Below are 13,782 nucleotides of genomic sequence, written 5' to 3'. Positions count from 1 at the left end.
GAATGAGAAAATTGAGTAAAAACAGAGAGTTAACCTTTTGGTTGGGAAGATAAAAGTAGGACAAGAAATTGACAGATAAAAAGCTAAGGAAAACAAAACAGTCGGTAAATCGAGCGTTACTAGAGTCTCGAATTTTACGTTCAGCAGAAATCGTTTTTGCCTCTAAAGGCTTTAGTGGTGCTTCGATGGAGCGTATCGCAGAGCTGGCAAAAATATCTAAGCAAAATCTAATTTATTACTTTCCAAACAAAGACTTACTGTACAAAAGAGTGCTTAAGGAAATCCTCGATATCTGGATTGAAAAGCTGTCTTTTCTGGAACACCAAGAGGACAGCCCAGAAGAGGTTATCGCTAACTATGTGCGGGAAAAAATGCAAATTTCTCGTCTTTACCCTAACGGCTCTAAAGTTTTTGCTCATGAAATCATCAGCGGGGCTCCTGTCCTAAAAGAGTATTTGATTAGCCACCTAAAACCCCAATTTGATCGTGATGTAGAATTAGTTAAGTTGTGGATTAATAAGGGTTTAATTGAAGAAATTGACCCTCAGTACTTATTTTTTACGATTTGGGCGGCTACGCAAACCTATGCCGATTTTTCGGTGCAAATGGAAGTCTTATTAGGCAAGAGTCAGTTGTCGGATGAAGATTTTAAACGAGCGGAATTAGCGGTGACGGACCTAGTTGTGCGCGCTATTGGTGCCAAAAAAATAATTTGATAATTTTTTGAAAGTAATTCTCCGTTTCTGTCATTTCATTTACCCCTGCTTGTTGAGCAGGGTGTCCTCTTAAAAACCCTTATTTTTCATAATCCTAACCATTTAGTTAACTGTTTATTAAACTAAACTTTAGCTTGGTTGAGCTCTAATGGTGCGCCTTCTGCACCGAAAAAAAACTATTTACTCTCCTTTAAATGATTGATATTAATTTTTATACCAAATGGTAAAAAACTTAATTTAACTGTGTGTTGGGGGAGAATATGATCTCTGTTTCTGAAGCCATATCTTATGAATTTGCAACTGGGCCTGATGTGTATGCATTATGCCAGCAGGCGGCAAATATCCGAGATGAGTACTGGGGTAAGCAGCTGACTTACTCTAAGAAAGTCTTTATACCCCTCACTAATATGTGCCGTGATACTTGTGGATATTGCACGTTTGTACAAGGTCCTGACTCCCCCCACGCTAACTACATGACACCTGAGCAAGTGTTGACCACTGCCCGAGAAGGTGCGGCGCTAGACTGTAAAGAAGCCTTGTTTAGTTTAGGAGAGCGCCCTGAAGAAAGACACCAAAAAGCTCGTGACCTACTGGCCAGCGTCGGCCACACCAACACACTAGACTACTTATATGAGCAGTGTGAAAGTGTACTGACTCACACCACCTTGTTGCCACATGTGAATGCTGGGGCGTTAACCTATCAAGAGCTTAAACAGCTTAAGCCTGTTGCTGCCAGCATGGGCATGATGTTGGAAAACATTTCCACCGAGCTGTTCCGAAAAGGCCAGGCTCACCATGCCTGTCCAGACAAAACCCCAAAACGTCGACTCGACACCATTGAACAAGCAGGGCGCTTAGACATTGCCTTTACTACAGGCATCTTGATCGGCATTGGCGAGTCTTGGGAAGAGCGTATTCTTAGCCTCATTGCGATCCGTGATCGTCATCAAGCCTATGGCCACATTCAAGAAGTTATTATCCAGAATTTTCGTGCTAAGCCCGGCACCGCTATGGCGGGTTGTAACGAGCCAGATTTAGAAGATATGAAGCGCACCATTGCCGTGGCCCGTTTGATCTTGCCTGCTGAAATCAGCATCCAAGCACCACCCAATTTGGAAATGGAATACGGCAGCTACATCAGTGCTGGCATTAATGATTGGGGAGGTATTTCACCTCTCACCAAAGACTTTATTAACCCTGAGCGTGCTTGGCCACAAATTAGCAGTGTTGCTCAAGCCTGTCAGGGGTTGGGTTATTCCCTAGCTGAAAGATTGACCATTTATGATCGTTTCGGCCAACAAAATGACAAGTATTTGACGGCCAATATGACGCCGAAAGTTTCCACACTTTCGAGGGATTTACTGGCCCAAAGCCATGCTCTTCAAGGAGGTATTCGCCCATGAGTTTACGCATTCAGGATCTTGAGACCAATACACCATCGGCGATTTTTGATCCAGCCGTTAGCCCTGCCATTAATGCCATTTTGCAGCGGGCTTTATCGGGTGAAGAAATCGACAGTGAGGAGGCTTGTGCCTTGTTTGCGACCCAAGGGGCGGAAGCTCAGGCGGTTTTAGACTGTGCCGATGCGGTGCGCAAAAAACGTGTTGGCGATGTGGGAACCTTCGTGGTCACGCGCAATATCAATTTTACTAATGTCTGTTATATGGGTTGTCGATTCTGCAATTTCGCCAAGGAAAAAGGTGATAAAGAGGCCGAATTTTTAACCGTAGAGCAGGTGGCAGATCGAGCTGAAGAAGCTTGGCAGCGAGGTGCAACAGAGGTTTGTATTCAAGGGGGCTTGCACCCAGATATTGATGCCGACTATTACCGAGAGTTAATTGTCGCGGTAAAAAAACGTGTGCCAGATATTCATATTCATGCCTTTTCTCCTTTCGAAATATGGTACGGCTGTAAGAAAGCGCGCTTAGAACCTGAAGTGTTTTTAGCCGAATTGAAACAGCTAGGGTTAGGTTCTATGCCGGGCACCGCCGCCGAAATCCTTGATACGGAAATCCGCAAAAAGCTGACTAAGAACAAACTCACCACAGAAGAATGGGTACGTATTATTAAAGCCGCTCACTCAGTCGGTGTGCCGACCACTTCTACCATTATGTATGGTCATGTAGATCAGCCGATTCATTGGGCCAATCACTTAAAGCTATTGCGTGATATTCAGCGTGAAACTGGAGGCTTTACGGAATTTGTTCCCCTTGGCTTCATTCATTATGAGACGCCTTTGTACCTTGATAACCCAGATCAAGTTCGCCCCGGTCCCACTCAAGACGAGCATTTCAAAATGCATGCGATTGCTCGACTAATGCTGCAAGGCTACATCGATAATATCCAAGCCTCTTGGGTGAAAATGGGCCCAGAAGTTGCGACCAAAATGCTACGTTCTGGTGCGAACGATTTAGGCGGCACGTTAATGAATGAGAGTATTTCTCGCGCTGCAGGTGCGACCCACGGCCAAGAAGTATTACCTGAAGACATGGTGGCCAATATACAGGCGGCTGATCTTAATGCCGTACAACGTAATACCCGCTATGAAGAGGTGGCGTCTTTTAGCCAACCTCAAACGCCACGCTTTATTGCCATTCAAGGAGTCGCCTAATGGCTGAGCTAAATATTACCTTACTCGCGGGCGGCGTAGGCGGCGCAAAAGCGGCCGAAGGCCTAGCGGCCAGCCAATATGCGAGTGCTACTCGAGTGATCGGTAATATCGCTGATGATGAAGAATTTCATGGTCTTTGGGTTTCCCCGGATATTGATACGCTGATTTATTCATTGGCCGATAAAATTGACCGCCAGCAAGGTTGGGGACGTAAAGGCGAGAGCCATCAGGTATTGCAAGAGCTTGCCTTACTCGGGCAAGAAACTTGGATGACCTTAGGAGATTTGGACCTCGCGACTCATATTTATCGTACTGCTCAGAAAAAACAAGGTATGAGTGCCAGTGAGATAACCCTTCGACTGGCTCAATACCATGGTGCCAGCCTACCGATTTTATTACCGACTGATGATGTGGTGCAGACCAAACTTCACACAGATAAGGGATATCTATCTTTCCAAGAGTATTTTGTTCGTGAGCACTGTGATGCTCAAGTAAAACAGGTGGAATACGTGGGTGCCGAGGAGGCGACCCCTTGCGAGGCCACCCTAGAGCAGATTCATAACTGTGATGTCGTGGTGATAGCACCGAGCAATCCTATTGTCAGCATTGGCGCCATTTTAAGTGTGCCAGGCATAGCGGAAGCCTTGGAAAACACCTCGGCCTATGTGATTGCAATTTCCCCTTTGATTGGCGGTAAAACCGTCAAAGGACCGGCGGATCAAATGCTCGCGGCCATGGGTAAACCAGCGAACTCTATGGGCGTTTATCAATGTTATCAGCGTTTCATCAATGCTTTGGTGATTGATGAAAGTGACCGCCAAGAGGCTAGCGCTTTGCATGATCTAGGTGTGGATGTCTTGGTGACCCCAAGCCTCATGAGCAACACAGATGAGAAGCGCGATTTACTCAGTAAGGTCGTGGATTTTGCCCTACAACGACAAACTATTCAGGTGGCCTAATGAAGAATCTATGTATTGTGATCCCTATGAAGTCTCCGATCCGAGCCAAACAGAGGCTAAGGGAATGCCTGAGTAATGAGACACGAGAACAGCTCGCTGTGCATCTTTATGAGAAGACGTTAAGTTTTTTTCAGCAACATTTTGATTGCCCTTGCTTGGTGGTAAGTGACTCTCAGCAAGTGCTGGAGATGGCGCAAAGCTACGGCACTCATATCTTATTTGATAATGGCAAAAAAGGCTTGAACGGTGCTTTGCAACAGGCTTGCCAGTGGGTCAAAGCACAAGGTTTTCACCAGCAGCTCATTGTGCCCGGCGATATTGCTCAGTTGGAAGAAGACGAAATAAGCCAATTGTTGCAGGCTTCGGAGCAAGCTCAAGTGGTGATTGGCGTGGCCAAAGATGGCGGAACGAATGCCTTGCTGACCAGCCCACCCGATGTGATTGAGTTTGCTTATGGTCGTCAATCGGCCTTGGCGCATCAAGCACAAACCATTGCGTTAGGGGTGACTTGTGAATGCTTACATCTTGCCAACCTAGCGCTGGATATTGATCAAGGGATGGATTTGCAACAAGCCATACAGACCCCTTTGTTCGACCCTTTCCTTGCTCATGCTAATCGTGTGGCGAATAACGTCACTCAGCAAGATACTCAGGTGGCCTATGTCTGATTCAATTTTTAGCAGCAGTGAGCTGTCCATGTTTCGTTTAGCTGGCTTGCCTGATTTTCAATCAGGGGATGATCTTGCACAGAGCATTATTGCCACCCTTGAGGCCAACAAGCAAACCCTTCAACAAGGTGACATCTTAGTCATTGCCCATAAAGTGGTGTCTAAAACCGAGGGCGCTTGTGTGGAGTTGGCGGACATTACCCCTAGCGAAGAGGCTATAGAGCTGGCCAAACAGGTCAATAAAGACCCGCGTAAAGTGCAGGTTATTTTGTCTCAGTCAAAGCGTATTGTGCGTGCGATGAAACGCCCAGATCAAGAAGAAGGGGTGCTCATTGCCGAACATAAGAAAGGCTATATCTGCGCCAATGCCGCTGTGGATGAATCGAATGCTGACCATCCTGGCCAATTAATTTTACTCCCAGACGACCCAGACAGCAGCGCTCAAACGCTATGCGCACGCCTAGAAGCACACTTTGGTTGTGATTTAGGTGTGGTGATCAGCGATACCTTTGGTCGCCCTTGGCGTTTAGGGCAAACCAATGTAGCCATTGGCTTGGCTAATGTGCCAGGGGTGATGCACATGGCAGGAGAAGTTGACGCATTCGGTCGCCCGCTAAGTGTTACCGCACCAGCCTTTGGTGATGAGTTAGCCGCGGCGTCGGGATTGTTGATGGAAAAAAGCGCCAAAGCCCCAGTCATTATTTTTCGTGGCTTGAGTTGGCCAAAAACAGACAGCTCAAGCCGTGATCTTATTCGAGCCCATAATGAGGATCTTTTTAGATGAATGAAGTAAGTAACCCAAACAATGTTGCCATTATTGGCGGTACAGGCCCCCAAGGTAAAGGCCTAGCCCTGCGCTTAGCCAAAGCGGGTGTTAGTGTCATCCTTGGCTCACGCAGTGCCGAAAAGGCCCAGCAGTGTGCAGAAACTCTCATGGCGCAATTACAAAGTGAGTATGGGGTTAAGGCTGAGATTTCAGGCATGACTATGGTGGATGCCACCCAAGCCGCGGATGATTTGGTGATTTTATCTGTGCCTTATAGTGGTCATGACGAAACCTTGTCGGCATTAGCGCCTCAGTTAGTAGGCAAAACCTTAGTGGATATTGTGGTGCCGTTAACACCGGGTAACCCAAAGTCTGTGACCATGCCCCCAGAAGGCTCGGTGACAGAAGCGGCTCAAGCTCTACTTGGTGAAGAAATCCCAGTAGTGGGGGCGTTACATAACGTGTCTGCTATTACCTTGAATGATCTAGGGCGTGACATTAACTGTGACATTTTAGTTTGCGGTAATGACTTGGCCGCTAAAAAGCGCACCATGGCCATGATCGAAGTGATGGGCACCAAAGCTTATAACGCGGGTTTAGCCGACAGTGCTCGCTGTATTGAAGCGATTACGCCGATTTTAATCCGTTTGAATATCTCCAAAGATGTGCCGTTTTCCCATGCGGGGATACGCATTTGTCCACCTACTGGAGAGCACTAAGCGCTTTTCAACTCGCACAATCATTAACATTTAAAAATTAATAGTCAGAGGAAAATAACATGGAATTTGGTATTACGTTTAAAGGCTTTGTAAGCCCAGATAGAGCTCGTAATTTGGTGCGTCAAGCGGAAGCTGCAGGCTTCGATTATTGCTGGTTTTATGACTCTCATATTCTATGGCGCGAGTCTTTCGTTGCCATGGCCATGTGTATGGAACATACCAAAACCATGCGTTTTGGACCTTGTGTGACCAACCCAAATATTCGTGACTGGTCATTATCTGCCAGCTTATACGCAAGCCTTGCACATCAGAGTAATGGCCGTTTTGATATTGGTCTAGGTCGCGGTGACTCTTCTATGCGTGTGATGGGTAAAAAGCCCGCCACCTTGTCTCGCTTAGCAGAGTTTACCACTAAGGTAAAAGCCATGGTTCGTGGTGAGGAAGTAGAGTACGGTGAGTGCCCAGAGCCTGTAAAACTGCCTTGGGCGACAGGTTATGATCTGCCAGTATGGATTGGTGCTTATGGACCGAAAGCCTTGGCGACAGCGGGTCAGGTAGGGGATGGTTTGATTCTACAAATCGGTGATCCTGATCTGGTGAAATGGTTTAAAGACCAAGCGATCAGTGCTGGTGAAGAGTCGGGTCGTGATATGTCCAACTTTAAAGTCCAAGCGGCGGCTCCGGCTTACTTTGGGGATATGGATTACTGTATTGAACACACTAAATGGTTCCCCGCTATGGTAGGTAATCATGTGGCGGACATTGTTGAAAAATACGGCAGCGATTCTGGCCTAGTACCTAAGAGTTTGACGGACTACATTGAAAACCGTAAAGGTTATGACTACTCAAAACATGGTCAAAGCGATAACCCATTCCTAGACTTTATCACCGAAGACATCATTAAGAGCTTCTGTGTATTGGGTACGGTGGAAGATCACATTACTAAGATTAAAGCGTTGGAAGAGGCGGGCACCACCCAGTTTAATATCTATCTGGATAATGGTGACGAGGAAGAAATTATTGCCAAATATGGCCGTGAGATTATCCCTCAATTCAAGAAAGCTTAACGCTGAGTTAGTGAACCATCAAGGTCTGCGCAAGCAGGCCTTTTTTATTGCTAAAAGCATTTTGAGCCTAAGGTTTTACCGCTATACTGAAGACATAAAAGCTTGTTGCTTAAGCACAAATCCTTTTGCTTAAGCTAGGAGGTAGTATGAATATTTCATCCATTATGTCTTCCCCTGTGGTCACCGTTGAGCTGGATGACGATTTATCTGTGGTGAATGAAATCTTTTCTAATACAAAATTTCATCATCTATTAGTGGTGGAGGAAGATCGTTTAATCGGGGTGGTATCGGATAGGGATTTATTGAAAGCCATTAGTCCTCGAGTTGGCACTGCAGCGGAAGAACCCAGTGACACGGCTACTTTAAATAAGAAAGTGCATCAAGTGATGACCCGCAAGCCTATTTGTATCCGTCAGGAAGACAACCTGTATCGAGCAGTGGATTTATTCATCGAGCATAATATTTCGTGTTTGCCGGTATTGGATAAAGACCAGTTACCAGTCGGGATTATAAGCTGGCGGGACTTATTAAAAGCCATTAAAAAGCCCCGTCCTGTAGAGTGATATTCACCAACAAAAAAGGGCAAGCTCCACTAGGAACTTGCCCTTCTTGTTGGAATGAAAGCCTTATTCTGGCTTATCTTGAGCCGCTTGAATGCTTTTTTGGATCAAAGGTGAAATGGTTAACCCTTGTACTATGATAGAGAAAATCACCACTACATAAGTGATCACCACCATTAAGTCATGCAAGTCATAATTTGCGACAAAAAACTCATCGCTCGGAATAGCCGCCGCCATGGCTAGGGCTAATCCTCCACGTAAGCCACCCCAGGTCAAAATCTTCACCGAATGCTTATCGTATTTTCGGTAGCGTTTGAACACCAAGAAGGGGCTGCCAACACTGATAAAACGTGCCAGTAAAACCACCGGGATCATTAATACCCCTAGACCGATAATTTCCCAAGATAACGGGATAGTGACGATCAACATACCGATAATCAAGAAGAGTAAGGCGTTAAGGAAACTGTCGGTGGCGTGCCAGAAGTCTTTCACATAGCGGGTGCCATCAGGGCCACGGCGTTTAGAGGCTTTGGCACGGGTAATGTTGCCCAGCAAAATACCGCAAGTCACCATGGCTAGAGCGCCGGAAATGCCCCAGATGTTCGCTAAGGCAAAGCCTGCGGAAGGAATGGTCAATGTGACCAGCAAGCGGATGTTCATATCACGACAATTAATGATCACGAAGTGACCCACTACGGCGATGGCTAAGCCAAATAAAATACCGCCAATAGCATCCACTAAGAAGAGCTCAGCTACTCCTTCAAAATTGGCTTCTGTACCATAAAATGCCACCGCAAAAATGGTAGTGAAAATCACTAAGCCCACACCATCATTGAACAGAGATTCTCCTTCGACTTGAACCGAGATACCTTGTGGTGCCTGCATTTGCTTAATAATGGCCAATACGGCGATAGGGTCGGTAGGACTGATCAGCGCGCCAAACAATAAACAATAAATGAAGGGCACAGAAAAGCCACATAAGGCAAAAATATAATAGCTCAGATAACCCACGATAAAGGTGGAAACCAGCGTGGAGAAAAGCACCAATATGGTGATTTCCCAGCGTTGCTTTCGCAGCGCGGTCAGGTCGATTTCTAATGCCCCAGCAAAGAGTAGGAACCCAAGCATGCCTTTTAATAACAGCTGGTTAAAATCAATGCCGGCAACCACCTGGGTAATAAAGAGTGCGGTTTGGTCACCCAGCATTTTTACGGCCACGATGAGCAGTAACGATAAGGCCACAGAGCCTGTGGTGATGGCGATAGTGGTCTGCATTTTCAGTATGTATTGGTTAGTAAAAGCAATAAATACGGCCAAAGCAGAAAGAAAACAAATTAAATACCAAGCGTTCATCAACGAGCCTTCGAGTATCTGTCAATCAAGGATAATAGGGAGGGTAGAATTGGCAGGCATTTTATAGCCAGTTGTTGGCGCTGTCACTGTTCTAAGAGGCTGGCAAGAGACTTGTTCGTCACTCAATAGGGCAGTCTTTCACAGAGACTTTTCCCCTAGATTAGTTTTTCTATCCAATGAGACAGGAATCTTATTAATTACGACTTTAAATGCAAAAATCCGTTATCTAATGAGCATAAAAAGTTAGTTTCAAACGTCTTATTTATCTTTGTAAAGATATTGAAAATTAAGTTTTGAAGAGAAGGTTTAAACACTTTGTTCGTTTATAACGAAAATAACGGACACTTCTCGTAAAGCGGGTGAAGCCCTTACCTAAGCCTTGTATAATGGCTTAACTAAAAAATTCACGAATTTAATTATTTCTTTGAGGCACATTTATGGCAACTCCTTCTCAGCATGATTTACGCAATGATTTTCGCAATTTGCTGGCTTCCAATCAGTGTTATTACACCGCCTCGACTTTCGATCCTATGTCGGCGCGAATTGCTGCGGATTTAGGGTTTGAAGTGGGTATCCTAGGGGGATCTGTCGCATCGTTACAAGTATTAGCGGCGCCAGACTTTGCTTTAATCACACTAAGTGAATTTACAGAACAGGCTACCCGTATTGGTCGTGTGGCCCGTTTGCCTATCATTGCCGACGCTGACCATGGTTATGGTAATGCCTTGAATGTGATGCGCACCATCAGCGAGTTAGAGCGTGCCGGTGTTGCTGCCCTAACCATTGAAGATACCTTGCTACCAGCTAAGTATGGTCGTAAATCTACGGACCTTATCCCTGTGGAAGAAGCTGTTGGTAAACTAAAAGCCGCATTGGATGCACGTATTGATCCAAGCATGAGTATCATTGCTCGTACCAATGCGGGGCAATTAAGCACAGAACAAACGATCTTGCGTGTGAAGGCTTACCAAGATGTGGGCGTGGACGGCATCTGTATGGTGGGCATTAAAGACTTTGCTCACCTAGAAGAAATTAGCCAACATATTCGTATTCCAATTATGCTGGTGGCTTACGATAACCCAGCGTTACGTGATCCAGAGCGTTTGGCTGAAAATGGTGTACGTATCGTGGTCAATGGTCATGGCGCTTACTTTGCTGCTATTAAAGCCACTTATGATTGTTTGCGTGAGCAGCGCGGTATTGCCGAAGGTAAGCTAAATGCTTCGGAACTTTCTACTCGTTACTCAACGCTAGAAGAGAACCGTGAGTGGGCGAATAAATACATGGACGTTCAAGAGTAATCTGAGCGATAGAATGAAAAATGCCCACCTATATGGTGGGCATTTTTGTTGAGGCTTTATTCACCGAGTTGCGCAAGTTGTTGGTAGGCATTACGTAACCATACCTTCATACGTTGGCGCTCAGCAATGTTCATAATGCTACGATTATTGGCCACCGCCCAGAAACTACTGTTGTTAAAGTCGATTTTCTGGGTGAGTTTGGTTTGTAATTTTGGCAGTTCAATGATCAAGGCATCTCTTGCTTGAGCTTTGCTGTAGGTGTCGGACTTTTCAAAACGTGCGAAGTCGTTACCACGGCCAAGGTTTTTCACCACAATGAAGTCTAGGCTTGGCTCGCTGTAGCGATCTAATAGCTTATCAAGCAAAGCGACTGAGTCGGCGCCATCGTCCATTACATGCCATAAACATACTTGGTAACCAAGTTCTTCTAATAGGCCGAAAACATCGGTTTCTTCAATCCATTTACCCAACGGCTGTGCGGCTTGAGCGGCTAGATCAATAATTAGATCGTGATCTGGTTTTTCTTCTAACGCGGCTAACATGCCATCTAGGCTGTCGTCTTCACCAACGATAATAGGTGAGGCAAACTCACTATAAAAACGTGAGAAAGTGCCATGAGACGAATCGCAATCAAAGCCTAAAAAAGGTTTTTCATGATCGATATAAAACTGTGCGAGCAAACGTGCCGTCATGGATTTTCCGACACCGCCTTTCTCACCGCCAATGAAATGTACCTTAGCCATTTTTCTCTCCCTGTAACAAAAGTTATGAATCGTCTAAAAGCGTGATTTTTACAGCGTTTTTGTCGAATATGGTAAGGCTACTTTACCAAGAATTGCCCAGTAAAGTAGCCTTAATACACAACATTTTGTGACTTTTTTTGTCTTGCCATGGCCGTGTTTCTTTCAGCCCAATTAGACTCACCGAATAATGGCTTGGTGAGCCTATGAGGCTGTGAAAAATGGACTTAGATTAATTCAAGCTCTTGCATCACTTGGCGTATGGTCGCTTTCGTTGACTCTTGTAGCGGTACAATCGGCAAGCGGCACTCTTCACTGCACAGGCCTAGCAGTGATAAGGCGTATTTAGGACCGGCAGGGTTGGGTTCGATAAAGAGGGCGTTGTGTAAGGCAAACAATTTATCTTGTAGGGCTGAGGCCTCGACAAAGCGACCCTCTCGGCATAAATCATGTAACTCAACGATTAGTTTAGGAGCAACATTAGAGGATACAGAGATACAACCTTGTCCACCTCCAACGTTATAAGCGATGCAGGTAATGTCATCTCCACTTAAATAATCAAAGTCCTTGTTGATGCTGACACGTTCACGAATTGGGCGTGTTAGGTCTCCCGTAGCATCTTTAACACCAATAATACGTGGTAATTCTGCCAAACGTGCCAGTGTAGAAACTTCTACTCCAACAACCGCACGGGGTGGGATATTGTAAACAACGATGGGCAGTTTACTGTGGTCGTGGACGTACTTGAAATGTTGGTACAAGCCTTCTTGATTGGGGCGATTATAATAGCCTGCTACATGCAGTGTGGCATCGGCGCCAGCTTGGTAGGCAAATTCCGAATAGTTGACCGCTTCGATAGGGTTGTTGGAACCTGCCCCCGCTAAAATGGGCACTGCTTTATTTGCTTCTTCAACGGTAATTTCAATGACACGTTTATGTTCGTCTTCACTTAGGGTTGGGGATTCACCTGTGGTACCAACAGGTACTAACCCATTGATGCCTTGATCAATCTGCCAGCGCACAATTTTACGCAAGGCTTGCTCGTCAAGTTGGCCATTTTGGAAGGGAGTAATTAACGCTGTGATTGCACCGTAAAACATAGTTTCGCCTTAATTTAGGCCGGTGGCATTCTGCTGAAAAGAAAGTGCTAACCCGTCAGCAAGAATGCTGCCGGGAAGTTAGATATCTTAAATTCGCACGTCAGCATCGCAAAGCTTGTAAGCCTTACGTTTATCGCCGTTGCGTTTATTTAAGATTACTGAGGTCATAAAAAAAATCATGTAATAATTTGTATAAATCATCCTGACCTTTTTTCGAAAAAAGGTCAATGAATTTTATCAAAAAAATGATTAGAAGCCTCAGCAAGAAGACTTCTAATCGTGGTGAGATTAACCGTCTTGGTTGATCGAGTGAATAAGGTCTTCTAATACGCTATCTGCTTGAACGTTTTCTACCTGACACGTCCCTGCATTCAAGTGACCGCCGCCGTTGTATTTCAGACACAGTTCACCGACATTGGTGTTTGAAGAACGATTAGTAATGGATTTACCTATGGCAAAAACTGTATTTTGTTTTTTCAGTCCCCACATCTTGTGAATGGAGATATTGCAGTCTGGGTAGAGTGCATAAATCACAAAACGGTTAGTGGTATAGATGGTGTCTTCAGCAGTAAGGTCGAGTACCACTAAATTTTTGTGTACCGTAGCACAGCGTTGGATCTGCTGTTTGGCTAGGGCATCGTGCTCTTGATAAAGAGCAACACGTTCTTTCACATCCTCAAGGGCAAGAATTTGCTCAATGGAATGGTCGCGGCAGTAATCGATGAGTTGCATCATCAACTGGTAGTTGGAGACACGGAAGTCATGAAAACGACCTAGGCCTGTACGGGCATCCATGATGAAGTTTAATAACACCCAATCAGTAGGGTTAAGGATTTCATCTTTGGAAAACTGTGCTGAGTCACCCTTGTCTACCGCTGCCATCATGTCCACAGAGATATTCGCAAACTTTTCTAAACCACCGTAATAATCATATACCACACGTGCGGCAGAAGGCGCATTTGGGTCAATGATATGATTGTCTAGATTACTATCGTTACGTACTGTTTCGCTTAGGTGGTGGTCGAAGGCCAAATGACAACCCGCCACATAAGGTAGGTTAGTGGTGATATCGTTGGCCGTGATTTCAACCTTGCCGTCTTGCATATCTTTTGGGTGTACAAAGAGAATATCGTCAATGATATCGAGATCTTTTAATAAAACAGCACAAACGAGACCATCGAAATCACTGCGGGTAACCAGTCGAAATTTATCGGTAGACATG

14 protein-coding genes are annotated in these 13,782 nt (G+C 45.3%); 10 read left to right on the top strand and 4 right to left on the bottom strand.

What is annotated here, in order from left to right; genetic code table 11:
* The first annotated feature begins 68 nt into the window (after positions 1 to 68).
* The 9 genes from ABJF92_RS08640 to ABJF92_RS08600 all read left to right on the top strand — a co-directional run bounded on the left by ABJF92_RS08640 (position 69) and on the right by ABJF92_RS08600 (position 8,069).
* Positions 69 to 716 (top strand): TetR family transcriptional regulator C-terminal domain-containing protein, encoded by a 648-nt coding sequence (locus ABJF92_RS08640; protein WP_446815388.1) that lies wholly within the window; start codon positions 69 to 71, stop codon positions 714 to 716.
* A 260-nt stretch (positions 717 to 976) separates the two neighbouring features.
* Complete coding sequence (gene cofG, locus ABJF92_RS08635; protein ID WP_446815387.1) at positions 977 to 2,119, top strand: 7,8-didemethyl-8-hydroxy-5-deazariboflavin synthase CofG; 1,143 nt, start codon at positions 977 to 979, stop codon at positions 2,117 to 2,119.
* Positions 2,116 to 3,327 carry a 5-amino-6-(D-ribitylamino)uracil--L-tyrosine 4-hydroxyphenyl transferase CofH gene (gene cofH / locus ABJF92_RS08630; protein WP_446815386.1) on the top strand — a complete coding sequence of 404 codons (1,212 nt, stop codon included), beginning with the start codon at positions 2,116 to 2,118 and terminating at the stop codon, positions 3,325 to 3,327. Before cofG ends, cofH begins: the two co-directional genes overlap by 4 nt.
* Positions 3,327 to 4,286 (top strand): 2-phospho-L-lactate transferase, encoded by a 960-nt coding sequence (cofD, locus tag ABJF92_RS08625; protein ID WP_446815385.1) that lies wholly within the window; start codon positions 3,327 to 3,329, stop codon positions 4,284 to 4,286. The genes cofH and cofD overlap by 1 nt, the downstream gene beginning before the upstream one ends.
* Complete coding sequence (gene cofC, locus ABJF92_RS08620) at positions 4,286 to 4,954, top strand: 2-phospho-L-lactate guanylyltransferase (RefSeq protein WP_446815384.1); 669 nt, start codon at positions 4,286 to 4,288, stop codon at positions 4,952 to 4,954. The genes cofD and cofC overlap by 1 nt, the downstream gene beginning before the upstream one ends.
* Positions 4,947 to 5,738, top strand: a complete 792-nt coding sequence (gene cofE, locus ABJF92_RS08615) for a coenzyme F420-0:L-glutamate ligase (RefSeq protein WP_446815383.1) — start codon at positions 4,947 to 4,949, stop codon at positions 5,736 to 5,738. Before cofC ends, cofE begins: the two co-directional genes overlap by 8 nt.
* Positions 5,735 to 6,439, top strand: a complete 705-nt coding sequence (npdG, locus tag ABJF92_RS08610) for an NADPH-dependent F420 reductase (protein WP_446815382.1) — start codon at positions 5,735 to 5,737, stop codon at positions 6,437 to 6,439. The genes cofE and npdG overlap by 4 nt, the downstream gene beginning before the upstream one ends.
* A 59-nt stretch (positions 6,440 to 6,498) precedes the next feature.
* The gene (locus tag ABJF92_RS08605) at positions 6,499 to 7,506 is read left to right on the top strand and encodes a TIGR03842 family LLM class F420-dependent oxidoreductase (protein ID WP_446815381.1); all 1,008 of its coding nucleotides are present in this window, start codon (positions 6,499 to 6,501) and stop codon (positions 7,504 to 7,506) included.
* Between the two features lie 146 nt (positions 7,507 to 7,652).
* Positions 7,653 to 8,069 carry a CBS domain-containing protein gene (locus ABJF92_RS08600; protein ID WP_446815380.1) on the top strand — a complete coding sequence of 139 codons (417 nt, stop codon included), beginning with the start codon at positions 7,653 to 7,655 and terminating at the stop codon, positions 8,067 to 8,069.
* A 63-nt stretch (positions 8,070 to 8,132) separates the two neighbouring features.
* On the opposite strand, the gene ABJF92_RS08595 is transcribed toward ABJF92_RS08600, so the two are convergent.
* Positions 8,133 to 9,419 carry a cation:proton antiporter gene (locus ABJF92_RS08595; RefSeq protein ID WP_446815379.1) on the bottom strand — a complete coding sequence of 429 codons (1,287 nt, stop codon included), beginning with the start codon at positions 9,417 to 9,419 and terminating at the stop codon, positions 8,133 to 8,135.
* A 437-nt stretch (positions 9,420 to 9,856) separates the two neighbouring features.
* On the opposite strand from ABJF92_RS08595, the gene ABJF92_RS08590 reads away from it, so the two are divergent.
* Positions 9,857 to 10,720, top strand: coding sequence for an isocitrate lyase/PEP mutase family protein (locus tag ABJF92_RS08590; protein WP_446815378.1), 864 nt, complete (start codon positions 9,857 to 9,859; stop codon positions 10,718 to 10,720).
* A 56-nt stretch (positions 10,721 to 10,776) separates the two neighbouring features.
* Here ABJF92_RS08590 and ABJF92_RS08585 read toward each other — a convergent pair whose 3' ends face one another.
* From ABJF92_RS08585 to ABJF92_RS08575, 3 genes are all read right to left on the bottom strand, one after another.
* Positions 10,777 to 11,463, bottom strand: a complete 687-nt coding sequence (locus ABJF92_RS08585; protein WP_446815377.1) for a mobilization protein — start codon at positions 11,461 to 11,463, stop codon at positions 10,777 to 10,779.
* Positions 11,464 to 11,687: 224 nt separating this feature from the next.
* On the bottom strand, positions 11,688 to 12,560 hold the full coding sequence (dapA, locus tag ABJF92_RS08580; protein ID WP_446815376.1) for a 4-hydroxy-tetrahydrodipicolinate synthase: 873 nt from the start codon (positions 12,558 to 12,560) through the stop codon (positions 11,688 to 11,690).
* 288 nt (positions 12,561 to 12,848) lie between these two features.
* Entirely contained in the window at positions 12,849 to 13,781 is a 933-nt protein-coding gene (locus ABJF92_RS08575) for an exopolyphosphatase (RefSeq protein ID WP_446815375.1), read from the bottom strand.
* Between the last annotated feature and the right edge of the window lies 1 nt (position 13,782).

This window comes from Marinomonas sp. (genome assembly GCF_039940335.1).
Classification (GTDB): Bacteria; Pseudomonadota; Gammaproteobacteria; order Pseudomonadales; family Marinomonadaceae; genus Marinomonas.
The sequence above is the reverse complement of the archived record's forward strand: the minus strand, read 5'-3'. Positions and strand labels throughout refer to the sequence as shown.